Raw genomic sequence first — 25293 nt, forward strand, 5'->3', positions numbered from 1 at the left:
TTTCATGTCCGCCACCTCCCCGCTGCGCATCGCGCTCGTCTGCAACACGGCCTGGGCGATCTACACGTATCGCCACGGGCTGATCCGCGCGCTCGTCGCGCGCGGCGCCGACGTCATCGTGATCGCACCGCACGACCGCACGGTGCCCCTGCTCGAGCAGATGGGCTGCCGCTACGTGGCGCTCGCGGTCGCGTCGAAAGGCACGAGCCCGCGCGAGGACCTCGGCACGCTTGCCGCACTGTTCCGTCATTACCGCGCGCTGCAGCCCGATCTCGTGTTTCACTACACGATCAAGCCGAACATCTACGGCTCGGTCGCCGCGTGGCTCGCGCGCGTGCCGTCGATCGCGGTGACGACCGGGCTCGGTTACGTCTTCATCCAGAAGAGCCGCGCGGCGAGCGTCGCGAAGCGCCTGTACCGGTTCGCGTTCCGCTTCCCGCGTGAAGTGTGGTTCCTGAACCGCGACGATCTCGCCACCTTCACCGACGAGCAGTTGCTCGCGCATCCCGATCGCGCGCGGCTGCTGCACGGCGAAGGCGTCGATCTCGAACAGTTCGCGCCGGTGCCGCTGCCGGCCGGCAGCGCCCCCGTCTTCATCCTGATCGGCCGCCTGCTGTGGGACAAGGGCGTGCGCGAATACGTGGAGGCCGCGCGCGTCGTGCGCGAGCGCTTCCCGAACGCGCGCTTCCAGCTGCTCGGGCCGCTCGGCGTCGACAATCCGAGCGCGATCGGCCGCGCGGATGTCGACGCGTGGGTCGGCGAAGGCATCGTCGAGTATCTTGGCGAAGCGCACGACGTGCGCCCGCACATCGCGGCCGCCGATTGCGTCGTGCTGCCGTCATACCGCGAAGGCGTGCCGCGCACGCTGATGGAAGCCTCGGCGATGGGCCGCCCGATCGTCGCGACCGACGTGCCGGGCTGCCGCGACGTCGTCGCCGACGGCGAAACGGGCTTCCTGTGCCGCGTGCGCGACAGCGCGAGCCTCGCGGAGCAACTGCTCCGCATGATCGAACTCGGAACGGCCGGACGCGACGCGATGGGCGTGCGCGGCCGGCAGAAGGTCACGGCGGAATTCGACGAGCAGCAGGTCGTCGAACGTTACCGGCAGACCATTCATTCGTTGACAGGCATCACCCTCTGAAGGAGCGCATCAGCATGACCGCTAAAGGCACCATCCTCGTTACCGGCGGTGCGGGCTACATCGGCTCGCACACGGCCGTCGAGCTGCTCGACAACGGCTACGATGTCGTGATCGTCGACAACCTCGTCAACAGCAAGGCCGAATCCGTGCGGCGCATCGAGCGGATCACGGGCAGGACGCCCGCGTTCCACCAGGTCGACGTGTGCGACGAAGCCGCGCTCGCGAAGGTGTTCGACGCGCACCCGATCACCGGCACGATCCATTTCGCGGCGCTCAAGGCCGTCGGCGAATCGGTCGCGAAACCGCTCGAGTACTATCAGAACAACATCGGCGGCCTGCTCGCCGTGCTCAAGGTCATGCGCGAGCGCAACGTCAAGCAGTTCGTGTTCAGCTCGTCCGCGACCGTGTACGGCGTGCCCGAGCGCTCGCCGATCGACGAATCGTTCCCGCTGTCCGCGACGAACCCGTACGGCCAGTCGAAGCTGATCGCCGAGCAGATCCTGCGCGATCTCGAGGTATCCGACCCGTCATGGCGGATCGCGACGCTGCGTTACTTCAACCCGGTCGGCGCGCATGCGAGCGGGCTGATTGGCGAAGACCCGGCCGGCATCCCGAACAACCTGATGCCGTATGTCGCGCAGGTCGCGGTCGGCAAGCTGGAAAGGCTGCGCGTGTTCGGTTCCGACTACCCGACGCCGGACGGCACGGGCGTGCGCGACTACATCCACGTCGTCGATCTCGCGAAGGGGCACATCGCCGCGCTCGACGCGCTCGCGAAACGCGACGCGAGCTTCGTCGTGAACCTCGGCACGGGCCAGGGCTACAGCGTGCTGGAAGTCGTGCGCGCGTTCGAGAAGGCATCGGGCCGCCCGGTGCCGTACGAACTCGTCGCGCGCCGCCCGGGCGACATCGCCGAGTGCTACGCGAACCCGCAGGCCGCGGCCGACATCATCGGCTGGCGCGCAACGCTCGGCATCGAGGAAATGTGTGTCGACCACTGGCGATGGCAGGAGGGGAACCCGCGCGGTTTTGTATAATCCGCTGTCCATTTTTCGAGCGATCCCATGCTCAGCTTCGCGTCCGGCTTCATCGTCTCCCTGCTCGTCACGCTGTTCATCGTGCGCTACGCGCACCTTCACGAGAAATTCTCGGTCGACAGCGACCTGGCCGGTGTGCAGAAATTCCACGTGCGGCCCGTGCCGCGCGTGGGGGGCATCGGGATCCTCGCCGGGGTCGTCGTGGCCGCGCTGATTCTGTCCCGGCACTATCCGACGATCGCGGGCAGTATTCTCGGCATCGCGGCCTGCGGGCTGCCGGCGTTTCTGTCCGGCCTCGTCGAGGACCTGACCAAACGCGTGTCGCCGCGCGCGCGGCTGCTCTGCACGATGGGCGCAGCCGCACTCGCGTTCTGGCTGATGGGTATCGCGGTCACGCGCATCAGCGTGCCGCCGCTCGATTTCCTGCTCCACTACGCGGCCATTTCGGCGTTCATCACCGTGCTCGCGGTCGCGGCGCTCGCGAACGCGGTCAACATCATCGACGGCTTCAACGGGCTCGCGTCGATGGTCAGCTTCATGATGTTCGCATCGCTCGCTTACGTGGCGTTCCAGGTCCGCGACCCGGTCGTCATGTCCGCGTCGATCATCATGATGGGTGCCGTGCTCGGCTTCTTCCTGTGGAATTTCCCGGCCGGGCTGATCTTCCTCGGCGACGGCGGCGCCTATTTCATCGGCTTCATGCTCGCGGAACTCGCGATCATGCTCGTGATGCGCAACCGCGAAGTGTCGGCCTGGTACCCGGTGCTGCTGTTCATGTACCCGATCTTCGAAACCTGCTTCTCGATCTACCGGAAGAAATTCATTCGTGGGATGTCGCCGGGGATTCCGGACGGCGTGCACCTGCACATGCTCGTGTACAAGCGGCTGATGCGCTGGGCCGTCGGCACGAAACACGCGCACGACCTCACGCGCCGCAATTCGCTGACGTCGCCGTACCTGTGGCTGCTGTGTCTCGTCGCGGTGATACCCGCGACGCTGTTCTGGCGGCACACGGTGCACCTGTTCGTGTTCGTCTTGCTGTTCGCGCTGACCTACGTGTGGCTGTATCTCAGCATCGTGCGGTTCCGCGTGCCGCGGTGGATGGTGGTGAGGAAGGAGCGGCGCAGCCACTGAACGGCCTGCCGGCTTCATCAAAAAAACGCCCCGCGGGGCGTTTTTTTCGTCATTGCCATGCGGTTCGAACCGCCGCCCGGCCAAGTTACCCGTTCGATACGACGCGCACCGACGGCACGCTCTGCAGCGTCGGGGTAACGGCCGTTTGGTATTCCGGCACCCAGCGCCGCAGGTCTCGCCGCACTTCGTCATCGGGCAGGACACGATGCTGCATCAGCCACGGCAGCAGCTCGTCGAGGAAATTGTCCGGTACTTCCCGCGCACGCGCGATCCGCAATTTCGGGTGCGGCGTGCGCGTCGTCGCCTCGTCGTCCGCGAGCAGCTCCTCGTAGAGCTTCTCGCCGGGCCGCAGCCCGGTGAACTCGATCTGGATCTGATCTTCCGAGAAACCGTACAGGCGGATCAGGTCGCATGCGAGATCGACGATCTTCACCGGCTCGCCCATGTCGAGAATGAAGATCTCTCCGCCGTGCCCCATGCTCGACGCCTGCAGCACGAGTTGCGACGCCTCCGGGATCGTCATGAAGAAGCGCGTGATCTCCGGATGCGTGACCGTCACCGGGCCGCCCTTCGCGATCTGCTGCTGGAACTTCGGGATCACACTGCCCGCGCTGCCGAGCACGTTGCCGAAACGCACGGTTTCGAACTGGGTGCGCCCGCTCGTCTGCTGCAGCGCCTGGCAGGCCATTTCCGCGAGGCGCTTGCTCGCGCCCATCACGTTGGTCGGATTGACCGCCTTGTCGGTCGAGATCAGCACGAAGTGACGGACGTCGTGGCGGATCGCCGCACGGGCCACGCGATACGTGCCGAGCACGTTGTTGCGCAGCGCCTGCCATGCGTTGTGCTCCTCCATCAGCGGCACGTGCTTGTAGGCCGCCGCATGGAACACGATATGCGGTACATGGCGGGACATCACCTGATCGAGCAGCAGAGAATCCTTCGCGTCGCCGATGATCGGCACGACCGGCTGATCGGGGAAGCGCTCGCGCAGTTCCTCGGTCAGGCGGTACATCGCGTACTCGGACAGGTCGAACGCGACGAGTTGCGCTGGCGCGAAACGCAGGATCTGCCGGCACAGCTCGGAACCGATCGAGCCGCCAGCGCCCGTCACCATCACGACACGACCGCGAAGCAGCGCCTCGACGTGCGGCGTGTCGATCGTCACGGCGTCGCGGCCGAGCAGATCCTCGAGGTCGATCTCGCGGATCTGGGACAGGAAGCCCTGCCCCGGCATCAGTGCGGTCAGCGACGGCAGCACCATCACTTTCAAGCCGGCGCGCACGCAGAGGGTCGCCGTCCGGCGCTGCACCTCGACCGACGCGGACGGAATCGCCACGATCGCGTATTCGATCTTCAGTGCCTCGGTCCAGTGCGCGACGTCGTCGAGCGAGCCGAGCACCTTGTAGCCATAGATTTCGCGGCCCTGCTTCGTCTTGTCGTCATCCAGCAGGCCGACGAGACGCCATTCGCCCGAGCGCGACAATTCGCGCGCCAGGTTCGCGCCTGCTGTACCCGCGCCGATCACGAGCACCGGCTTGCCCTGCCCGACGAGGCCGCCGTACAGGTAAAACTCCTTCATCGCGCGATACAGCGCACGAGCGCCGCCCATCATCAGGAACAGCATCAGCGGGGAGACCAGCAGCACGGAACGCGGGATGATCGGCGACGGCTGGAACATCACGGCGCCGATCATCACAATCACGCCGCCGCCCGCAAGCGCCTTCGAAATCCGCACCAGGTCCGGCAGGCTCGCGAACACCCACAGTCCGCGATACAGGCCGAACAGGTGGAACGTCAGCGCATAGACGGGAAGCACCCAGGCGAGTGCAGTCAGCGAGCCCCTCAGGAAATCGGGCGGAACGCTACCGTTGAAGCGAACGAGATAGGCGAACAACCACGCGACGACAACCGCCAGCAGATCGAACAGGAAAGCACTGAGTGACAGCCATGATGCTTTGGATCGCAACATCGGCGAGAGACCTCACGAATTGTTATCAATGACCGTCCGCAGCCGGCGCCAGCGCATGTCGATCGCCACGCCGATACACATCAGCACGCCATACCACGCCAGGAACACCAACCATTGCAGCAGGACAGGACGACCGAGCGCCCAGAAAGCGACGACGATGCCCAGGAGCATGATGAGGTACCAATAAACGGCAGTACGCTCGTGACTCATGCCGGAACGCACCATCCTCTGATAATAGTGCTCCCGGTGCGCTTGCCAGAACTTTTCTCCGCGTAACAAACGTCTCAGAAGCGTTACAGATGCATCGGCAATAAACGGAGCGAACACCGCCGCCGGAAACCAGACCGGCCAAATGCCACCGTGCCAGCCCCAATAGCCGAGCGCGCCGGCCATGAATCCGAGAGGGATCGAACCTGCGTCGCCAAGAAACAGTCGCGCCGGATGGAAGTTCAGCAGCAAAAAGCCGAACGCGGCCCCCGCGATCGCCCCGCCCGCGACGACGAGATCCGGGGACGGTTGCGCGCCGGCCAGTGCCGCAACGGCGTAGGCTCCGAAGCCGAACAGCGCCATGCCGCCTGCGAGGCCGTCCGCTCCGTCCATGAAATTGTAGAGATTGGTCAGCCAGACCATCACGAAACCAATCCCCACGAGCAGCCACCATGGGGCGGCGGCCGGGTAGATGACGATCAGCGCCACGACCGCGGTCAAATGCGCCGCAAACCGCACACGAGCGGGTAGCCCGCGCCGATCGTCGAGCTGCGACAGGGCCGCCAGCCCCGCCGCCGCCACGGCGATGAACCACATCTGTGGCGCGAGCCACAGCAATGCGACAACGCAGACCGGCACGATGCCCCAACCACCGACGCGCGGCGTCGGGCGCGTATGCAGCGAGCGTTCATTTGGGATGTCGGTGGCAAGTCGCCACGCCAGTCCGGTGGCGAGCAGCACGCGCAGGATCGTCGTCGTGGCGACGGCCGCGCCCGTTGCCACTGCTACCGCGGCAAACCACGTGTTAATCGTGAAGTGCATGTTGCCTATTTCTGTAAGTGGCGCGAACGATACCATGCGGCCGTTGCCTCGAGGCCCTGCCGCGTCGTATAGGGCGGATGCCAATTCAGTACCCGCCTCAAGCGCCCCGTGTCGAGCTGCAGGCTGCCCGTCAGGCGATCGACGACAGCGCTTCGACCGGTCAGCCGACCGAGCGCGCGCAACGCACCTGCCGGCACCGGGAACAGCCTTGCCGGCTTGCCGAGCGCGTCACCGACCATCCGCAGCAATCCGGCAACCGAGGGCGCATCGTCGTCAGCGACGTGGAAGCACTCGCCCGCCGCACGCGGATCGATTGCGCAGTGCAACAGGGCATCGGCAAGGTTGTCGACATAGACAACGCTGCGACGAGCAGGAATCGAGGCCAAGGGCAATGGCGCACCGCGGAATACGGCATCCATCATCCGGAGGAAATTGGCGCGTACCCCCGGCCCGTAGACGAGCGGCGGACGGACGACGACGACTTCGAGACCGGCCTCACCGAGCCGGGCCAGCTGCTGCTCGGCACGCAGCTTCGAGCGCCCATATGCATCCTGCGGGTCCGGGACTGCATCCTCCGCGAGCGGTACGCCCGCGTCGCCCTCGCCCACTACCTTGATGCTGCTCGCGAAGACGAACCGGCGCACACCATGCATGCGCGCGGCATCGGCAACCCGCAACGTGCCCATTACGTTGGTCGCATCGAAGGCGGCGTCCGGATCGGAGGATTTGTCGTGCATCACGTGTACCCGCGCGGCCAGATGGATCACGCAATCGGCCTGCAAATCATCGGGCCACGCACCAGCGACTCCCTCGAAGTCAGGTGCGTCGTGCACCCACTCTCGCACGCCCTCGATACACCCACCCGGCCGGCGCACCAGCGCCGTGACGGTATGCCCCGCCGCCAGCGCAAGTCGGCACACAGCGTGGCCGACGAAACCGTTCGCACCGGTGACGACAATGCGGCTCACCACAACCTCCAGCCGAACCGGCTATAGAACTTCAGCGCAGACACTGCGAACATCCGAATGTGCGCGAAGCCCTTGCGCGAGGCGCCTCCGCCGTGATGAATCACGCGGATGGACGGGACATAGGCGACACGCGCGACATTGTGGGTGCGCAAGCTCAAGTCATAGTCCTCGAAATACAGGAAATAACGAGGGTCAAAGCCCCCTAGCGTCTTCAGCACGTTCGTTCGAAACAGCATGAAACAACCGCTGATGATTGGGGGATCCCAGACGACGGACATGCCGTCGATGGTATCGCGCATTTCATAGCGGGCAAGTCGCTTCCGGAACGGCCGTCTGGCCCAGGTCGGCAAGAAGCCGCGAACCAGCAGGTCGACGATCGACGGAAACCGGCGACAGAGATACTGAAACCCGCCTGCTCCGTCCCCGACCCAGGGAGCGATCAAGCCCGTATCGGCGTGCGATTTGAAAAACGTACGGGCCAACACCAATGCCTGCGGATCCAGATCGATATCCGGATTCAGGATCAAGTGCAACGACCCGCTGGAATGCTCGATCGCAAGATTGTGGCCACGCCCGTAACCGACGTTGCCATGCCCCGTCAATATTCGGCATGTCACGCCTTGCGCGCTGAGCCGGTCGACCGCCCCCGAAATGTCGCAAAGTCCGCCGTTGTCGACCAGGAACAGCTCGACGGGGTATTCAGGTGAAACCACCCGCAGGTTCTCGCACGCTGCGCCGAGGCTGTCGAGCGTCTGCCGCAGCTGCGCGATATCGGGGCGGTATACGACCAGGGAAATGGAGAGACCATCGACGTCATCGGACTGACGTTGTGGGGCGCTTATGACATTCATCCGGAATTCGGCTAAGCGCTTGACTGCAGCAAGCGCGATGGGTTGGCTGGCCCGTCTGGGAGACAGCGGGCTTACTCATTTGTCAGGCGTGCAGGGAATGCCTGCCGCGTGCTCGCGATACGGGTGCAATTCTAACTGCTCGCACCCTTGCCGGACGCGCCCGTCCCGGGACGCCGTGCAATGCCGCTGCCCTCGATCCGTGCCGGCCCAACGCGTTCGGCCCTGATCGGCGACCAGGGCGAGCCACGGCCGGACGGGTTCCAGCACGAGATACGCGCCCCTTCCAGGACGCGCCTCTCTCGCGGCGCCGAATGCCGTATCTCATAAACACCAGGAGGCCTGAGCATGTCAATCCCCCGCCGGACGCCTAGTTGTTAAAAGATGTGAAAACATTAACATCTATTGCGCGTCATCGGCATTCCGGCGATCATGCTTGGTTTCCATGGGCGAGCCGTCGTCAGTCGGTACCGGTCCGGTCTCAACCCAGCGTCACCAAGCGCCGCCGATCAAGGCAGAGAGCGCTTCAGTCCAGGGCTGGACGGATGGCCTGCATTAGAATACGTTGCGGGCGATGGCACCTTGTTTGCCCGATCGCTCAGGATTGAAGTCGGGAGCACATTGAAACGTCGCGGCCAACTGGATTGCCGCCTTTTTCAGACTCACGACACCCCGCAACAATGGCTGCGCCACGTGGGCGAGGGGTTGGGGGCTCCATCACCGATCCGAATGCAACGACACGCAACTTGATGAATCCGAACTCGAAGCACCCGGCATCGCCGATGGCGATCGCCCGTAGCATTTACCGTAATCGCGGACTGATTCTGCAAATGACTCAACGCGAGGTCGTCGGGCGCTATCGCGGGTCAGCAATGGGTCTTGCGTGGTCGTTCTTCAATCCCGTGCTGATGCTCGTCGTCTACACCTTCTTCTTCTCCGTCATCTTCAAGTCGCGGTGGGGTACCACGAGCGACGACAAGGCAAGCTTCGCGATCGTCCTGTTCGTCGGCCTGATCCTCCACAGCCTGCTGGCAGAGTGCATCAACCGGGCGCCGACGTTGATCCTTGCAAACGTCAACTACGTCAAGAAGGTTATTTTCCCGCTCGAGATACTGCCGGTGGTCGCGCTCGCGTCAGCGCTGTTCCACAGCGCGATCAGCCTGCTGGTCCTGATCATCGCCGAGTGCATCCTTATCCACTCGCTGCCCTGGACCGCCATCCTGTTCCCCGTCGTCATGCTGCCGCTGATCGTCGGCTCACTGGGGCTCGCATGGTTTCTGTCGGCTTTGGGCGTCTACATTCGAGACATTTCGCAGATTACCGGTGTCATCACGTCAGTGCTGATGTTCCTGTCGCCGGTTTTCTACCCCGTGTCGAATCTGCCGCCACAGTATCGATCCTGGATCGAACTCAACCCCCTTACGTTCATCATCGAAGAGGGACGCAACACGCTGATCTTCGGGCACCCCCCCGACTGGACGAACTGGCTAACCTGCATGATCGCATCGCTGCTTCTCGCGTGGTTCGGATTCTGGTGGTTCCAGCGGACCCGAAAGGGATTCGCAGACGTCCTGTAATCCATGCCAGCGCGCTCGCCTGCCGCCTTGCATCAGTGGCAGTGGCCGTGCACGCGGATAGATCGCCGACCGATCGGATCATGACGCGATAGAGCAATCACCGGAGATATTCTGCACATGTCGACGCAGCCCCAAATAGTTCCCACCATCCTGTGTGGCGGCGCAGGCTCTCGCCTGTGGCCCGTTTCGCGCGAATCCCATCCGAAGCCGTTCATCCGCCTCGAAGATGGCGAGAGCCTGCTGCAAAAGGCATTCAAGCGCGGCGCCCAGCTTCCGGGCGTCACCGAAGTCGTGACCGTCACGAACCGCGAGTTGTACTTCAAGACAAGCGACGAATTCAGCACCGTCAATACCGGGCATCTGTCGACGTCGTTCATCCTCGAGCCGTTCGGCCGCAATACGGCCGTCGCGATCGCCGCCGCCGCGCTGCGTGTTGCCGCAACGCTCGGCGAAAATGCAATCCTGCTGGTGCTTCCCGCGGACCACCTCGTGACAGACGATGCCGCCTTCGCGACCGCCGTCCAGGAAGCTGCCGCCTTGGCGCTCAAGGGTGCGCTGGTCACCTTCGGCATCACGCCGACGTTTGCGGAAACCGCATACGGATACATCGAGGCAGACGGCACGCGGGTCAAGCGATTCGTGGAAAAGCCCACGGTGGACGTGGCCAGACAATACGTCGAGTCGGGATCGTTCCTGTGGAACTCCGGCATGTTCTGCTTTACCGCCGCATTCCTGCTGGCGGAAATGGCAAAACATTGCCCTGACGTGCTCGAAGCCACGCGTGCATGCATCGCGCAGTCTCGTCAGTCGGAAGGCGGCGGCGTTTCATTGGTCGAACTGAACGGTGACCTGCTGAATCGCACGCCCGATATTTCGATCGACTACGCGCTGATGGAGCGCTCCGACAAGGTTGAGGTCGTGCGCTGCGATATCGGCTGGAGCGATATCGGTTCGTGGAATGCGCTCGGCGACCTGTTGAAACCGGACGACCACGGCAATCGTGTGGACGGCGAAGCACTGCTCCACGATGTCAGCAATTGCTACATCCGTAGCGACAACCGGCTGGTCGGCGCCGTAGGCGTCAAGGACCTCCTGGTCGTCGACACCCCCGACGCACTCCTCATTGCCGATCGCAATCGCGCGCAAGACGTTCGGCACGTCTACGCGGCCCTCAAGTCGCAAGGCCACGAAACCTTCCGGGTACATCGAACGGTAGGCCGTCCGTGGGGCATGTATACGGTTCTCGAAGAAAGCACCCGCTTCAAGATCAAGCGAATCGAGGTCAAACCGGGCGCAAGCCTCAGCCTGCAGTTGCATCATCATCGCAGCGAACACTGGATCGTGGTGAGCGGCATGGCCCTCGTCGTCAACAACGATGAGGAGTTTTACCTGCGCACCAATGAATCGACCTATATCCCGGCCGGACACAAGCACCGTCTGACCAATCCGGGCGTCGTCGACCTCGTGATGATCGAAGTCCAGAGCGGCGACTACCTCGGCGAAGACGACATCGTCCGCTTCGACGACAACTACGGTCGAAGCTAGCCTTCCGCCATCGCGCAAAGGCGGTTGCAGTCGTCGTCCTTTCCGGCGCGCGACGACAGCAACCGTCTGATCAACCGCTCCCTCACATCATGACCAATGCAAGCTTCCGAGGCCGCATGAAAAGCAGGATCAAGGCCCGCCTGCTAGCGTCGTCGACGTATTTTTTTCTGGCCGCGTTCAAGTACTACATCGGCAACAACTTCATTGCGCGCATGCCGATTGAAAGAGTCCGCAACTTCTACTATCGACGCGTGCTGGGTATCGTCATCGGCCAACGAACGCACGTCAGCATGCGGCAGTTCTTCACCGGGTACCACACACGCTGCAACGTGCGCATCGGCGACAACTGCGTGCTCAATCGTGAGATCTACCTGGACGGTCGCACGGGCATCGAGATCGGAAACAACGTCAACATCTCGTTCCAGTGCTGCCTTCTCAGCCTGCATCACGATCACAACCACCCGGGTTTCATGTCGATCGGCGGCGTCGTGACCATCCACGACCACGCATGGCTGGGCGCGCGCGCCATTATCCTGCCAGGCGTGACGATCGGCAAAGGCGCAGTCGTCGCGGCCGGCGCGGTCGTCACGAAAGACGTCCCGGATTTCACCGTGGTCGGTGGTGTGCCCGCAAAAATCATCGGTCAACGCAATCCCGACATTGCCTATCTGACCGACTTTTCTCCTTTCTTCGACACCGACGTGTTTGACGAATCCCGTGGCTAATATGCAGAAAAAGAGCATCCTCGTTTTTACGCTGTCCCCGCCGCTTCCTGCCAGCGCGGGGGGCCCGATCTACGTGATGAATACGCTCGCGCCGCTGGTCGACGAGTATGATTTCCATCTGTTCACCATCGGTGGAGACGAGGAAAAAAAGAAGATCGAGGAAAATCGTTCGCTATATGAACGACATTTCAAATCGGTCCACGTGGAGCCGCGGGCTGCCATGCCTGCCGACATGGGTACGCCCGGACGAGCATGGCATTCACTGGTCCACTGCTTCCATGGCCTTCCGTTCATGGATGCGAGCTACTTCAGCCCTGCGGCAATTCGCAGTGCCCGCCGGATCGTCAAGGAAAAGAAGATCGACATGCTTGAGGTGCACAGCAGTCATCTGGCCTTTTTCCGCAAGTTCTTCCCGGCGTTGCCGGCCGTCCTGGTCAGTCACAACATCGAATCCGATCTCTTCCCGTTCTGGATTCCCGCGCAGCTGACAGGCTGGAAAAAAGCAGCGGTCGCGCGCATCGCCGAGATCAGCCGCCGCAACGCCCGACGCGTCGAAATCGACAACGTCTGGCGCTTCGACGCCATGACGTTCATTTCACGCGAAGACATGGAGCGCGTGAAGGCGCCCGTGGAGAAGCACTATTTGCCGCTGTGCTTCCCGATCAAGGACACCGACTACCGAGCGAAGCCGACCAACGAGGTCAACCTGCTCTGGATGGGTGGCTTCTGGTGGTATCCGAACGCGGAGGGCGTTGCGTGGTTTGTCCGCGACATTCTCCCACTGGTACGCGACAAGCTCGAGACGCACAACATCAAGCTCCATTTCACCGGAGGCAACCCGCCGGACGATCTCAAGGCGCTGCACGACGGACGACACATCTTCGTTCACGGCTTCGTGCCGTCGCTCGACCCGATTCTGGCGGATGCACATCTACTGTTTGTTCCCCTGCTTTCAGGCGGCGGCGTGCGCGTCAAGATTCTGGAAGCGATGAGCAACGGCATTCCCGTTCTCAGCACGGCAAAGGGCTGCGAGGGGCTGGGCGCCGTCAACCGTCGGGATATCGTCATTTGCGATACGGCGGCTGAATTTGCCGACTCGATCATCGAGCTCGCCCAGAATCGCGAGATGCTGGCGACGCTGTCCACGAACGCCCGTCAGCTCCTGAAGGACAAGTATGATCTCGATGCGTGCGTTCGCACCAAACGGGACCTCTACAATAGGCTGATGCATTCGCGGTAACCGAACGAATGCTGACCTCGCGGTGCCACCGTGGTGGCCGCGAGGCAAGTCAGCATCCGACCCCTGAGCCTACTGTGCGATCGTCTTTTTTCCGCCTGCGCTGAACACGTGAAAGCTAACTCGCTCCCTCTCATGCAAACTCGCGAGCCTGAACCTACAAGCCAAACGGAACAGCTGCTCGTCAACGTCGAGCACCTTTCCAAGTGCTTCCGTATCTACGACAAACCGGCGGACCGGCTGCGGCACTCGCTCGCGACTCGCATCAAGCTCCCTGGGAGCAACTCCCGGCAATACGGTCGCGATTTCTGGGCGCTGCACGACGTCTCTTTCCCCGTCCGGCGGGGCGAGACCATCGGAATCATTGGCAGAAACGGTTCCGGAAAGTCGACGTTGCTGCAAATCATTGCCGGCACGCTGTCGCCGAGCGACGGCTCGGTCACGGTCAACGGCCGGATTTCCGCACTGCTGGAACTCGGCGCCGGGTTCAATCCGGAATTCAGCGGCCGCGAGAACGTGATGCTGTCTGCACGGATCATGGGCATCACGTCGGAAGAAATCCGCGCGCGTTTTCACGAAATCGAAGCGTTCGCCGACATCGGCGAATTCATCGACCAGCCCGTCAAGACCTACTCGTCGGGCATGTACGTCCGGCTCGCATTCGCGGTAGCCATTCACGTCTCCCCCGATATCCTGGTGGTCGACGAGGCACTTGCGGTCGGCGATACCGCGTTTCAGACCAAATGCCTGACGCGGATCCGGAAGATGCAGAAGGAAGGCGTCACGATCCTGCTGGTAACACACTCCACCAACACCCTCGTCGAGTACTGCGACCGGGCCATCTACCTGAAGCGGGGCCGGCTGGTAAAGGACGGTCCGTGCCGCGACGTGGTCAAGCTCTATGCGAACGACCTCGTCGATGAAGAAGGCGGGAGCGCGATCGACATCGAGGTGCCGACACAGCACACCGACACCGATTCCCCCGCCAGCTCGGCGGTAAACGATGCCATGACGGCCATGTCGGACCGGACGTCGATTCTCGACGTGAAGATCGAGGATGCGAACGGCAAGGAACGCACGACCTTCTCGTTCAATGAAGCGTTCCGCGTCGTCGTATCGATCAGCGTGTCCGAGCCGAACCCGAAGCCTTGCTTCGGACTTCAGATCAAAAGCATCGACGATATCGTGCTGTGGAGCGCGACCACCCAGCACATGAATATTGCGCTGCCGCCCCTGTCCGCCGGAACGTACCAGTTCACCTGGAAGATGCGCGCGAGCTTCTCCGGCAACCGCTATGTGCTGGCGGTCGGCGTCGGCGATATCGCCTCCGGCGAATACAAGCGGCACGCGCGCCTGCCCTATGGCGGCCACATCGACGTGCTTCCGGAAAACAACAGTGGATCGGGGTGGCTCGCGCCGTGTCCGGTATTCGAGTTCGAATGATGACGGAGAACGACACCATGCAAGCGCGCAGCATCAAGGTCGTCGCGGTCGGCTATTACGGCGCACCCAACGTCGGCGACGAATTGTTGCTGGGCCTGCTCGCTCGCCAGGTTCGGGAGCGCGGCGGCGAGCTCGTCGCACTGAGCATCAACCCCGAATATACGACGCATGCCCACGGCATCGCCGCCGTCGACTATTTCAATCTCGGTGCCGTCGGCCGCGCACTGTCCGACGCCGATCTGCTGGTATTCGGCGGTGGCGGCATCTTTCAGGATCATCATCCGTTCAACGTCGAGGCACTTTACGACCCGACCCAAAACGATATCGCGGGCTATGCGCGGATTTTTTACATGGCTCGGCAGTTCGGGGTCCGCACGGTCATCTGGGCACACGGCGTCGGACCGCTGGTCAACCCGGACAGCCGCGACATCACGCGCGACGTGTTCACGCATGTGGATCACGTTTCGCTGCGCGATACGGACTCCGAGGCGCTTCTGCACGATATCGGCGTAAGTCGGGACATTCCCGTCGGCGCCGATCCGGGCTGGGCATTCGTCAGCCGCCCGCCCGCCGAAGTCGACGTTTCCGGCACACTCGCCCCGTTGGGGACAAAGAAGAAGCTGGCGGTCATTGCCCGATCGTGGGAGTTCAACCGGAACTGGGAAGAAAAACTCGTCTCCGCGTTGAATGAAGCGCTGGACGACAGCTGGTCGATCGTGTGGCTCGGCTTCCAATGGAGCGTCGGCGACCACGAGCGTCTCACCGATCGATCCTTTCTCGAGCACCTCAAGCTCGCGGTGTCGCCCCATATCGAAAGTGTCATCATTGACGGGATCACGCCCGACGAGGCATTCGCGGTTATCGGCGAGTGCGACGCCGCGTTCTCGATGCGCCTGCACGGAAGCATCCTCGCACTCGGAAAATCGATCCCGGTCGCGGCGCTGGAATATGACGTCAAGATGGCGCGTGCGCACGATATGGCGGGCCTTCCGGCGTCGCTGCGCCTTCAACTGAACGACGACGCAGCAGACTTCACTGCCGCGGTGCGCAGGCTGACACACCCGGATGGCGCGCCCTGGATCATCGCGCAGGAAAAGCTCGATGCGCTAAACGCTTCGGCCTGCGTACATTCAACCGTCCTGGACCACGCTTTTACGGCCGTTCGCTCCGCGTCGGGCGGAGCCCCGCGCCGCTGGAGCAGCCAGCAGCTGGATTGGATGAGCACATGGCTCGAGCAGCTCGTCTGGCAAAAGAATGGCGCCGCTCGCATGAGCGAGAAGGCGCTCGACCTGCTGCGCTACCGCGATTCACAACTCGCCGAGAAAGACGCACGGGTCGGCCAGCTTGAGACGGAACTCGGGAAAACAGTGGATTTGCTGCATTTCCGCGACGCACAGCTTGCGCAACAGGAAGAACAGGTCGCCGAGCTTCAGAACCGATTGGAACTGGCGAACCATAAACTGCTCGCGGCGGAAGCGTTCGTCAAGCACGCGTCACAAGTGCATGCCGCGCAAACGACGACGCTCAAGGACTCCGCTCGAAAAGCGGCGGAGGAACAAGCTGATAAAATTTCAAGCCTCAAGGCAACGATCCGGCAATTCGAGCAGGGTCACGCCGAGTCCGAAGCACCCCCGCAACCCAATGTGGCCGCAGCCGCAATTCACTCCACTTCGGGATCCTCTATGCTTTTTCGCCGGTACATGTCCGCCCCTCTCACCTACATGAGCCGTGCCGCCTATATTCTGCGCAATGGCGGCGTACGCGCGCTCGTGTCTGCTGCACGACGCCATTACCGGTATCAGCAAGCACAGCAGCAGATCCAGCAGGCCGCCATCGAAGTGGCAAGCGGCACTCCGACTGCGGAAGATCAACGCCTCTCGTTCCGCGCAGCAGCCAAGCTGCAACGCGAAGAAATCATCGTCATCGCCGCTCACGCGTACGACTGGGCTGGTTCCGGGCATCGCTACGCACAACTGACCACGACGGCGCTCGCCGCGGGCCATCGCGTTGTCTATCTGGTCGCGCCTCCGGATACGGGATCGACGCCCGCGCCGCTCACGCCCCGCATTCCCGGATTGATTCACGAATATATCGATCCGACGAAGATCGAGGACATTTTCGGTCAGGTATCGGAAAGCGCGAAATTGATCATCGGCGTGCCCGACTCCCGGGTCACACCCTTTTTCGAGTTCGCGCGCAATCGCGGGCTCGAAACAATCCTCGACGTCGCACAGGACTGGAGCCACGATGGCCAGGCCATGCGCATCCTCGAGTCGATCGCCGTCGATGCCGATCGATGCACCGTCGGCATGCCGGCACTTGCAGACACCATCCCGCAGCGTGCCCGGGAAAAAATCGAGCTGCTGCCCGGTGCCGCGGTTCATACGGTCTTCGACGTCTACAAGCAGTACAACCGTCCGGGCGACATGCCGTCCAAGCGCCGCAGCGTCGCACTGTTCTACTCGGTCGACGGACTCGACTCGGTGGATTACCAGTGGCTCAAGGAAACCGCGGAGCGCAACGTCAACGTCACGTTCTGCGTGATCGCCGACGGGCAACTGACGCCGGGCCTGCCGGATAACGTCGTCATGCTTGGCATGCGGCACACGAGCGAAGTGCCGGCCTACATCGCCCATGCGGATTTCATGTTCTTCCCGCTTGGCGCGCGGAGCCTGCGCAGCGCCGACTCCACCGCAGGTATTTATGCAGCGCTGCTTCAGCGCAAGCCGGTCGTGTGTTCGATGGAACTTGGCGTGACAGCCACCCCGCTGTTACACGTTCGCACGGACCTTGCGTCGTTCGCGGCGCAATGCGGCGCACTCGCTGCGGCAGAACCCGTCATACAAAACGACGACATCTTCGTTGCGGGCAACAGTTGGCTCGGCCGCGTCGAGCAGCTGTGCCCGCCGCAGCCCCGGCACGACGTCAGCGTCGTTATCCTGATTCACAACAACGCGGGCATCATCGCACGCTGCCTGCAGACCCTGCTCCAGCATGCTGCGCCGTACATAGCGGAAGTGATTGTCGTCGACAACGCAAGTTCCGATGGTGGTGCAGAGCTCGTCGAGCGCGAATTTCCCAACGTCAGGCTGGTCCGCAACCCGGAGAATGGCTGCTCGTCGGGACGTAATCTCGGCGTTCAGCACAGCACGGGCAAGTACATCGTCTTCTTCGACAGCGATCAGTGGTTTGTGGGCGCATCGGGTTTCGAGGAAGCGCTGCACGTCCTGGAAAACGACGCGAGCGTCGGCGTCATCGGATGGAATGCAGGCTGGTTCGACGCCACGCGCACCGATCTCGGCGGCATGATCGCCGACTATTGTCCGAATCGGGCGATGAACGCGGCGGCAATCCGCGACGGCTATCGTGCCGACATCGGCTTCCTCGGCACCAGCGGCTTCTTCATGCGTCGGCGCACGTTCGATGCGACGCAAGGATTCGATACCTTCTATGACCCGACCTGCTTTGAAGATACGGACCTGTGCTTCCAGGTCAAGGCACTCGGAATGAAGGTCACTTACCGGGATTTGTCCGGAATCCGCCATCAGCCCCATCAAACGACCGGCGCCGACAGCGGCAGCGAGGCCTATCGCAAGCTATTCCTTCGCAACGCGAACTACTTCAAGGAGAAGTGGCGCGATTACTCGCATTTCTATCTGGACTACATCGATTGATTCGTAGCGACAGCATGTCTAGAACCATACTGTGCGTCGTAGGTACGCGACCGGAGGCCATCAAGATGGCGCCGGTCATCCTGCGTTTGCGAGCGGATCCGGGATTCAAGGTGCACGTGCTCGCGACCGCGCAACACCGCGATCTGCTCGACCAGATCCTGACCTGTTTCGATATCAAACCGGATGTCGATCTCGACATCATGCGTCCGAATCAGGGGCTTGCCAGCCTGACGTCGCGTCTGCTTGACGGTATCGATGCCGTGCTCGTGGACAAGCGTCCCGATCTCGTACTGGGACAAGGCGACACCACGACGGTCATGGCCACGGCGCTTGCATGCTTCTATCGGCATATACCGTTCGGTCATATTGAAGCAGGCCTGCGTACCCGCGATCTCGGCAATCCGTTTCCTGAAGAGATGAACCGCGTTTTCGCGGGGCGCCTCGCAAGGCTGCATTTCGCGCCGACAGAGAGTTCGCGCGACAACCTCTTGCATGAAAACATCCCCAGCGACCAGATCTGGGTGACCGGGAACACCGTCATCGACGCGCTTCACACTGTCTTGCGGACACATCCGTCCTGCGGCGTCGATATCGACGACACGAAACGGCTGATTCTGGTCACCGCGCATCGCCGGGAGAATTTCGGCGCCCCGCTCGAACGGATCTGCCATGCCATTCGCCAGATTGTCGACGCCAACGACGACATCGAGGTGCTGTTTCCCGTACATCCCAATCCGCACGTCCAGCGTACGACGCGCGAACTGCTGTCGCACCACGCCCGGATCCGACTCTGCCCGCCGCTCGACTATGTGCCGTTCGTCGCCGCCATGCAGCGCTCGTACCTCATCCTCAGCGACTCGGGCGGCGTGCAGGAAGAAGCACCAGCTCTGGGCAAACCGGTTCTGGTGTTGCGCGACGAGACCGAGCGCCCGGAAGCTGTCGAAGCCGGTGTTGTCAGGCTCGTCGGCACTCAAACCGATACGATCGTCAATGCGGTCCAACTGATGCTCGACAACGCCGACGAATACGGCAAGGTTGCACGCGGCGTTTCGCCCTACGGTGACGGAAAGGCAGCCCAGCGGATTTTCGACGTCATCCGGGAACAATGCGTGTGATCGAACAACTCGTCTATCTGTCGCCGGTGCCATGGAGCAGCTTTGCACAGCGACCTCACAAGTTCGTCGAGTGGTTTCATCAAGAAACCCATGGCCGTGTGCTCTGGATCGATCCGTATCCAACCCGCCTGCCCATGCTTCAAGACTTGCGCCGTCCATCCGGCGAAGGCAAGTCCGACGCGCATACGGCCGCGCCGCCTTGGCTCGACGTCGTCCGCATCCGCAGCCTTCCGCTTGAGCCACTGCCCCTCGGCACCGCAATCAATCGATTCGGATGGCGTGACATCACGCGTCGCGTCGTGCAATTCTGCGCCGAGCGCAACACGCTTCTCGCGGTCGGGAAGCCGTCCGGGCTCGCGCTCGACTTGTTACGAGCGGCTCGTCCCGCCCGGTCGCTCTACGACAGGATGGACGACTTCCCGTCGTTCTATCGAGGCGTTTCGCGCTCGGCGATGAAACGCACCGAACTCGCTGTCGCGCGCGAGGTCGACACGGTTTTCGTATCGTCTTCGGGCTTGCGCTCGAGTTGGAGCAGTATTCGGCCTGACGCCAGGCTGGTCCACAACGGGCTCGATCCAGCCGTCCTTCCGGCGTTCCGCGAAAAGACGTCGGATCATGCCGGGCCGCATGTACTGGGTTACTTGGGCACCATGGGGCCTTGGTTCGACTGGCAATGGCTCGCTGCGCTTGCGCAATGCCGCCCCGCGGACACGATTCGATTGATCGGGCCGTTATTCCATCCCCCGCAAATCGCGCTGCCCGAGAACGTGCAGATTCTTCCGCCGCTGAAACACGCCGCCGCTCTTGCCGCGATGTCGGACTTCGACGTCGGCCTGATTCCGTTCCTGCGCAACCCGCTCACGGACGGTGTCGATCCGATCAAGTATTACGAGTACAGAGCGCTCGGATTACCGGTCATCTCGACCCCCTTCGGAGAAATGGCAACACGGTGCGACGAACCCGGTACATTCCTCTCGAGCGGATCCGAGAACCTGTCTTCAATCGTTGTCGAGGCACTCGAATACCGGACGACGCACGACGAGGTATCGCGGATCCGGAGCGCAAACAGCTGGGCCGCCCGTTTCGCGGCAACAGGCATTCTCGGCTAGTGTTCTATCGTTCTATCCCCGCTCGATCGCGGTTCGCTTCGGCATGCAAGGCTGACAAGACGGTAAAACTCGGTGACGGGATCCGCCGCTTGCTCGACTGCCCGTTACCCTGACGCGCCCGGTCAATACCGAGCAATGCACCGGCGATCCCTTTCAGTCGGCCATGCAGAGGCCCAGCGCGTATTCCCAATCGGGCAGGTGCAAACCGAACGTCTCGGCGAGTTTGCCGTGGGACAAGCGCGAATTCGCCGGGCGACGTGCGCGCACCGGAAACTCGCTCGCGGAAATCGGCACCACAGCGGGTGCGTCATCCCCCATCGCGATGCCGAGAATCGCCTTGGCGAAACCGTGCCAGGACGTCTCGCCGGCCGCACTCAGATGATAGGTTCCGGAGCGCGCCTGCCACCAGGCCTCATCATGGGCCGCCAGCCCTTTGGAGAGGATGTGCGCAGTCGCGGCTGCAATTGTTTTCGACCAGGTCGGCGCGCCGACCTGGTCGGCAACCACACGCAATTCGGGTCGCTCCGCGCCCAGCTTGAGCATCGTGCGCAAGAAATTCCTGCCACGTCGCCCGTATACCCAGCTGGTTCGCAAGGTCAGGTACGCGCACCCTGCGTTCTCGATCGCACGCTCGCCCTCAAGCTTGGTCATCCCATACACGTTCAGCGGATTCACTGCATCGGTCTCGGTATACGCGCCCGCCTTGGCTCCGTCGAACACGTAATCGGTCGAGTAGTGAATCAGCACCGCACCGCTGCGCGCAGCCTCTTCCGCCAGGACCCGCGGCACATCGGCATTTATGCGTCTTGCCGCATCGACGTCGTCCTCGGCATTGTCGACGGCCGTATAGGCAGCCGGATTCACGATGAAGGCCGGCTGCAACGCCCGCACGACAGCACGGATCCGGTCGAGATCAGACAGATCGAGCATCGAGCGGTCGCACTCCACCACGCGGCCGAGCCCCTGCAGCGAGCGCAGCAGCTCAAAGCCTACCTGACCCGTGACACCGGTTACGAGGATCGTCGACTCGGAATTCATCACGACCTCACTCAAAAAGATCAGCGTCCATCAACCGCATGCCCGCGGCATCCTTGACGGCCAGCAGCGGCTCGCCATCCAGCGGCCACGCGATCCCGATGTCCGGATCGTTCCAGACAATGCTGCGCTCGTGCTCGGGAAACCAATAATCGGTCGTCTTGTAGAGAAACTGAGCAGACTCGGACACCACAAGGAAGCCATGCGCGAACCCCGGCGGAACCCAAAGCTGCCGATGGTTGTCGGCGGACAGCGTCACGCCGACCCACTTGCCGAAATTGGGCGAACTGCGGCGCACATCGACTGCGACGTCGAACACCTCGCCCTCAACCACGCGCACCAGCTTGCCCTGCGTGTGTTCGATCTGGTAGTGCAGCCCGCGCAGCACGCCTTTTGCGGATCGCGAGTGATTGTCCTGCACGAACTCGATACCCGGAGCGACGTGCTCCGCAAACTCGCGCGCGTTGAAGCTCTCGTAGAAATACCCGCGCGCGTCTCCGAATACCTTCGGCTCGATAAGCTTGACTTCGGGCAGTGCCGTTGACGTTACGTGGATTGCCATGCGACCTGATGGGTGAGTAGGTTCCGGAGATACAGCCCGTAGGCGTTCTTCGCGAGCGGCTGTGCCAGTTTCAGCACCTGCTCCGCGTCGATCCAGTTGCGGCGGTACGCGATCTCTTCGGGGCACGCAACCATGAGCCCCTGACGCTTCTGCAGCGTCGCGATGAACGTCGCCGCCTCGATCAAGGAATCGTGCGTACCCGTATCGAGCCACGCATAACCGCGCCCCATGAGCTCGACGTCGAGCTGGCCCGCCGCCAGGTAGCGCGAATTGACATCGGTGATCTCGAGCTCGCCGCGCGCCGACGGCTTGATGTCGGCTGCGATGTCGCAAACCTGCCTGTCGTAGAAATACAGCCCCGTGACCGCATAGCTCGAACGCGGCTTTGCCGGCTTCTCTTCAATCGATATCGCGCGGAATTCGCGGTCGAACTCGACCACGCCATACCGCTCGGGGTCCTGAACGTGATACGCAAATACGGTCGCGCCCGTATCCTTCGCGCTGGCCCGCTCGAGCTGCTTCGCGAGATCGTGCCCGTAGAAAATGTTGTCGCCGAGGATGAGCGCCGACGGCTCGTTGCCAACGAAGTCCCGGCCGATGACGAACGCTTGCGCGAGCCCGTCCGGCGACGGCTGCGTCGCATACCGGATATTCATCCCCCACTGGCTGCCGTCGCCGAGCATCGACTCGAAGCGCGGAGTGTCCTGCGGCGTCGAGATGATCAGCACGTCCCGGATGCCGGCAATCATCAGCGTCGACAGCGGATAGTAGATCATCGGCTTGTCGTACACCGGCAGCAGCTGCTTCGATACTGCATGCGTGATCGGATAGAGCCGTGTGCCTGAACCGCCGGCGAGAATGATGCCCTTGCGTGCCATCGCCTCTCCTGTCAAACGCGCGCTGCGTAATTGGTCTCGACCCACTTGCGGTATTCGCCCGAAGCCACCTCGTCCGACCACGCCTGGTTGTCGAGATACCAGGAGACCGTCTTCGCGAGGCCGGTTGCGAACGTCTCGGCCGGCTTCCAGCCGAGTTCGCGCTCGAGCTTGCGCGCATCGATCGCGTAACGGCGATCGTGCCCCGGACGATCCTTCACGTACGTAATCTGGTCGCGATACGTGCCTTGTGCCTTGGGTCGGGCATCGTCGAGCAGATCGCACAGCGTATGCACGACGTCGAGGTTCGTCATTTCGTTCCAGCCGCCGACGTTGTAGGTCTCGCCCGGCGTGCCGCGTGCGAGCACTTCGCGAATCGCGCTGCAGTGATCGCCGACATACAGCCAGTCGCGCACGTTCTGGCCATCGCCGTAGACCGGCAACGGCTTGCCCGCGAGTGCATTCGCAATCATCAGCGGAATCAGCTTTTCGGGGAACTGGTACGGGCCGTAGTTGTTCGAGCAGTTGGTCGTGAGCGTCGGCAGGCCATACGTATGGTGATACGCACGCACCAGGTGATCGGAGCCCGCCTTCGTCGCCGAGTACGGGCTGTTGGGCGCGTACGGTGTCGTTTCAGAGAACTGCGGATCCGTCGCGGACAGCGAACCGAACACTTCGTCGGTCGACACGTGCAGGAACCGGAAGCCGGCCTGCTCCGCGTCGGGTAACGCGCTCCAGTACTGGCGCGCGGCCTCGAGCAGCGTGAAGGTGCCGACGACGTTGGTCTGAACGAACTCGGCCGGACCGTGAATCGAGCGATCGACGTGACTTTCCGCCGCGAAATGCAGGATCGCGCGCGGCCGGTGCTCGGCCAACAGCGCGTCGAGTGCCGCGCGGTCGCAGATGTCCACGCGGGCGAATACGTGCTTCGGGCTTCCGTTCAGCGATTGCAGCGTGCGAAGGTTGCCTGCATAGGTCAATTTATCGACATTGAGCACGGCCTCGTCGGATTGACTAAGCCAGTCGATTACGAAATTGGCGCCGATAAAACCCGCGCCGCCCGTCACCAGAATCATGAGGCTCCCTCTAGTCATGCATGGCGTGCCTCAAGCGCGAGCCGCCACGAACTCCGGACGCGACGATGACGTGCACGTCCCCCCAAGGCGGGCATTCTAACTGCTGACCGTAACCCTCAAAACCATGAAATGCTAATTTTGTTGAAGGGCCACCAATTATAAGAAGCGGGTTGGGTCAAAATCCACGTCGCTAACAACTTGAAACAGCGCCCCGGACCCTCCCCAGAAAAAATATTCATTCAAATCAATACGTTAAAATTCCCCGAATACGCTCGCAGTTGAGTTGCAGCGATCGCATCCTTTTTCGACCCGCGTCAGGATTTGTAACAACCTACCTCTCATGACCCGCACCCCCATCGCAATCGGCGACATCCAGGGCTGTCATTCCGCTCTCCAGTCGCTGCTCGACAAGCTGTCCCCGCCTGCCGACACCCCGCTATGGATCGCCGGCGACGTCGTCAATCGCGGCCCCGGCTCCCTCGCCGCGCTGCGTGCGCTCGTCGACCTCGGCCCGCGCGCGACCGTCGTGCTCGGCAATCACGACCTCCACCTGCTTGCGGTCTCCGCCGGCCTGCGCACCGAGCGCCCGGGCGACACGATTGGCGAAATCCTCGACGCCCCCGACGCCGACGCGCTGCTCGACTGGGTCCGCCATCGCCCGTTCGTGCATGCGGAAAACGGAATGCTGCTCGTGCACGCGGGCGTGCTGCCGCAGTGGGACACCACGCTGGTGCTCGAACTCGCCGACGAACTCCAGCGCGCGCTGCGCGCGCCCGACTGGCGCGATACGCTGCAGCAGCTGTACGGCAACGAGCCGAATCGATGGAGCCCCGACCTGAAGAAACGCGACCGGATGCGCGTCGCGTTCAACGCATTCACGCGCGTGCGCTTCTGCACGCCCGATGGCGCGATGGAATTCAAGGCGAACGGCGGCCCCGACAGCGCGCCGCCCGGCTACCTGCCGTGGTTCGACGTACCGGGGCGCCGCACGGAGGACGTGACGGTCGTGTTCGGGCACTGGGCCGCGCTCGGCCTGATGCTGCGCGAGAACCTCGTCGCGCTCGATTCGGGATGTGTGTGGGGTAACCAGCTGTCGGCCGTGCGGCTGACGGCCGATCCGGCGCAGCGCACGGTCACGCAGGTGCAGTGCGAAGCGTGCCGCTCACCGGGCGGAGAGTGACGAGAGACTGATTC

Annotated in this window: 20 protein-coding genes; 12 read left to right on the forward strand and 8 right to left on the reverse strand. The window is 62.7% G+C overall.

Features of this window, described 5'->3' with window-relative positions; translation table 11 throughout:
- The first annotated feature begins 4 nt into the window (after positions 1–4).
- The 3 genes from ABIC51_RS11770 to ABIC51_RS11780 are packed head-to-tail and all read left to right on the forward strand — an operon-like array spanning position 5 to position 3312.
- A complete protein-coding gene (locus tag ABIC51_RS11770) occupies positions 5–1141 on the forward strand; it encodes a glycosyltransferase family 4 protein (RefSeq protein WP_146253414.1) in 1137 nt (378 codons plus the stop codon).
- Between the two features lie 14 nt (positions 1142–1155).
- Positions 1156–2178 carry a UDP-glucose 4-epimerase GalE gene (galE, locus tag ABIC51_RS11775; RefSeq protein ID WP_175897878.1) on the forward strand — a complete coding sequence of 341 codons (1023 nt, stop codon included), beginning with the start codon at positions 1156–1158 and terminating at the stop codon, positions 2176–2178.
- A 27-nt stretch (positions 2179–2205) separates the two neighbouring features.
- Positions 2206–3312, forward strand: a complete 1107-nt coding sequence (locus ABIC51_RS11780; protein ID WP_027788179.1) for an MraY family glycosyltransferase — start codon at positions 2206–2208, stop codon at positions 3310–3312.
- An 85-nt stretch (positions 3313–3397) separates the two neighbouring features.
- On the opposite strand, the gene ABIC51_RS11785 is transcribed toward ABIC51_RS11780, so the two are convergent.
- The 4 genes from ABIC51_RS11785 to ABIC51_RS11800 are packed head-to-tail and all read right to left on the reverse strand — an operon-like array spanning position 3398 to position 8129.
- The gene (locus ABIC51_RS11785) at positions 3398–5281 is read right to left on the reverse strand and encodes a polysaccharide biosynthesis protein (protein ID WP_027788180.1); all 1884 of its coding nucleotides are present in this window, start codon (positions 5279–5281) and stop codon (positions 3398–3400) included.
- A 12-nt stretch (positions 5282–5293) separates the two neighbouring features.
- Positions 5294–6310, reverse strand: a complete 1017-nt coding sequence (locus ABIC51_RS11790) for an MraY family glycosyltransferase (RefSeq protein WP_175853319.1) — start codon at positions 6308–6310, stop codon at positions 5294–5296.
- A gap of 5 nt (positions 6311–6315) precedes the next feature.
- The gene (locus tag ABIC51_RS11795; RefSeq protein ID WP_175853321.1) at positions 6316–7278 is read right to left on the reverse strand and encodes a UDP-glucose 4-epimerase family protein; all 963 of its coding nucleotides are present in this window, start codon (positions 7276–7278) and stop codon (positions 6316–6318) included.
- Complete coding sequence (locus tag ABIC51_RS11800) at positions 7275–8129, reverse strand: glycosyltransferase family 2 protein (RefSeq protein WP_059695953.1); 855 nt, start codon at positions 8127–8129, stop codon at positions 7275–7277. Before ABIC51_RS11800 ends, ABIC51_RS11795 begins: the two co-directional genes overlap by 4 nt.
- Before the next feature lie 746 nt (positions 8130–8875).
- On the opposite strand from ABIC51_RS11800, the gene ABIC51_RS11805 reads away from it, so the two are divergent.
- From ABIC51_RS11805 to ABIC51_RS11840, 8 genes are all read left to right on the forward strand, one after another.
- Positions 8876–9703 (forward strand): ABC transporter permease, encoded by an 828-nt coding sequence (locus ABIC51_RS11805; protein ID WP_027788184.1) that lies wholly within the window; start codon positions 8876–8878, stop codon positions 9701–9703.
- A 117-nt stretch (positions 9704–9820) separates the two neighbouring features.
- The gene (locus tag ABIC51_RS11810) at positions 9821–11248 is read left to right on the forward strand and encodes a mannose-1-phosphate guanylyltransferase/mannose-6-phosphate isomerase (RefSeq protein WP_059695955.1); all 1428 of its coding nucleotides are present in this window, start codon (positions 9821–9823) and stop codon (positions 11246–11248) included.
- Positions 11249–11364: 116 nt separating this feature from the next.
- The gene (locus ABIC51_RS11815; RefSeq protein WP_175897879.1) at positions 11365–11973 is read left to right on the forward strand and encodes an acyltransferase; all 609 of its coding nucleotides are present in this window, start codon (positions 11365–11367) and stop codon (positions 11971–11973) included.
- Between the two features lies 1 nt (position 11974).
- A complete protein-coding gene (locus ABIC51_RS11820) occupies positions 11975–13213 on the forward strand; it encodes a glycosyltransferase family 4 protein (protein WP_059695957.1) in 1239 nt (412 codons plus the stop codon).
- A 132-nt stretch (positions 13214–13345) separates the two neighbouring features.
- On the forward strand, positions 13346–14653 hold the full coding sequence (locus ABIC51_RS11825; protein ID WP_175853323.1) for an ABC transporter ATP-binding protein: 1308 nt from the start codon (positions 13346–13348) through the stop codon (positions 14651–14653).
- The gene (locus tag ABIC51_RS11830; protein ID WP_226129415.1) at positions 14653–18327 is read left to right on the forward strand and encodes a polysaccharide pyruvyl transferase family protein; all 3675 of its coding nucleotides are present in this window, start codon (positions 14653–14655) and stop codon (positions 18325–18327) included. Before ABIC51_RS11825 ends, ABIC51_RS11830 begins: the two co-directional genes overlap by 1 nt.
- A 14-nt stretch (positions 18328–18341) precedes the next feature.
- The gene (gene wecB, locus ABIC51_RS11835; RefSeq protein ID WP_027788190.1) at positions 18342–19442 is read left to right on the forward strand and encodes a non-hydrolyzing UDP-N-acetylglucosamine 2-epimerase; all 1101 of its coding nucleotides are present in this window, start codon (positions 18342–18344) and stop codon (positions 19440–19442) included.
- Positions 19433–20551, forward strand: a complete 1119-nt coding sequence (locus ABIC51_RS11840; protein ID WP_027788191.1) for a glycosyltransferase family protein — start codon at positions 19433–19435, stop codon at positions 20549–20551. Before wecB ends, ABIC51_RS11840 begins: the two co-directional genes overlap by 10 nt.
- Before the next feature lie 153 nt (positions 20552–20704).
- Here the strand turns inward: ABIC51_RS11840 and rfbD are convergent, their stop codons facing one another.
- From rfbD to rfbB, 4 genes are read right to left on the reverse strand one after another with little or no spacing between them, the layout of a single operon-like run.
- Positions 20705–21589 (reverse strand): dTDP-4-dehydrorhamnose reductase, encoded by an 885-nt coding sequence (gene rfbD / locus ABIC51_RS11845; RefSeq protein ID WP_027788192.1) that lies wholly within the window; start codon positions 21587–21589, stop codon positions 20705–20707.
- Between the two features lie 7 nt (positions 21590–21596).
- Positions 21597–22148, reverse strand: a complete 552-nt coding sequence (rfbC, locus tag ABIC51_RS11850) for a dTDP-4-dehydrorhamnose 3,5-epimerase (protein ID WP_027788193.1) — start codon at positions 22146–22148, stop codon at positions 21597–21599.
- Positions 22133–23026 carry a glucose-1-phosphate thymidylyltransferase RfbA gene (gene rfbA / locus ABIC51_RS11855; protein ID WP_027788194.1) on the reverse strand — a complete coding sequence of 298 codons (894 nt, stop codon included), beginning with the start codon at positions 23024–23026 and terminating at the stop codon, positions 22133–22135. Before rfbA ends, rfbC begins: the two co-directional genes overlap by 16 nt.
- 11 nt (positions 23027–23037) lie before the next feature.
- Positions 23038–24099 carry a dTDP-glucose 4,6-dehydratase gene (gene rfbB, locus ABIC51_RS11860; protein ID WP_027788195.1) on the reverse strand — a complete coding sequence of 354 codons (1062 nt, stop codon included), beginning with the start codon at positions 24097–24099 and terminating at the stop codon, positions 23038–23040.
- Between the two features lie 340 nt (positions 24100–24439).
- On the opposite strand from rfbB, the gene ABIC51_RS11865 reads away from it, so the two are divergent.
- Positions 24440–25279, forward strand: a complete 840-nt coding sequence (locus ABIC51_RS11865) for a symmetrical bis(5'-nucleosyl)-tetraphosphatase (protein ID WP_124817141.1) — start codon at positions 24440–24442, stop codon at positions 25277–25279.
- The last annotated feature ends 14 nt before the right edge of the window (positions 25280–25293 follow it).

It is taken from the genome of Burkholderia sp. 572, assembly GCF_040545135.1.
Taxonomy (GTDB): Bacteria; Pseudomonadota; Gammaproteobacteria; order Burkholderiales; family Burkholderiaceae; genus Burkholderia; species Burkholderia cepacia.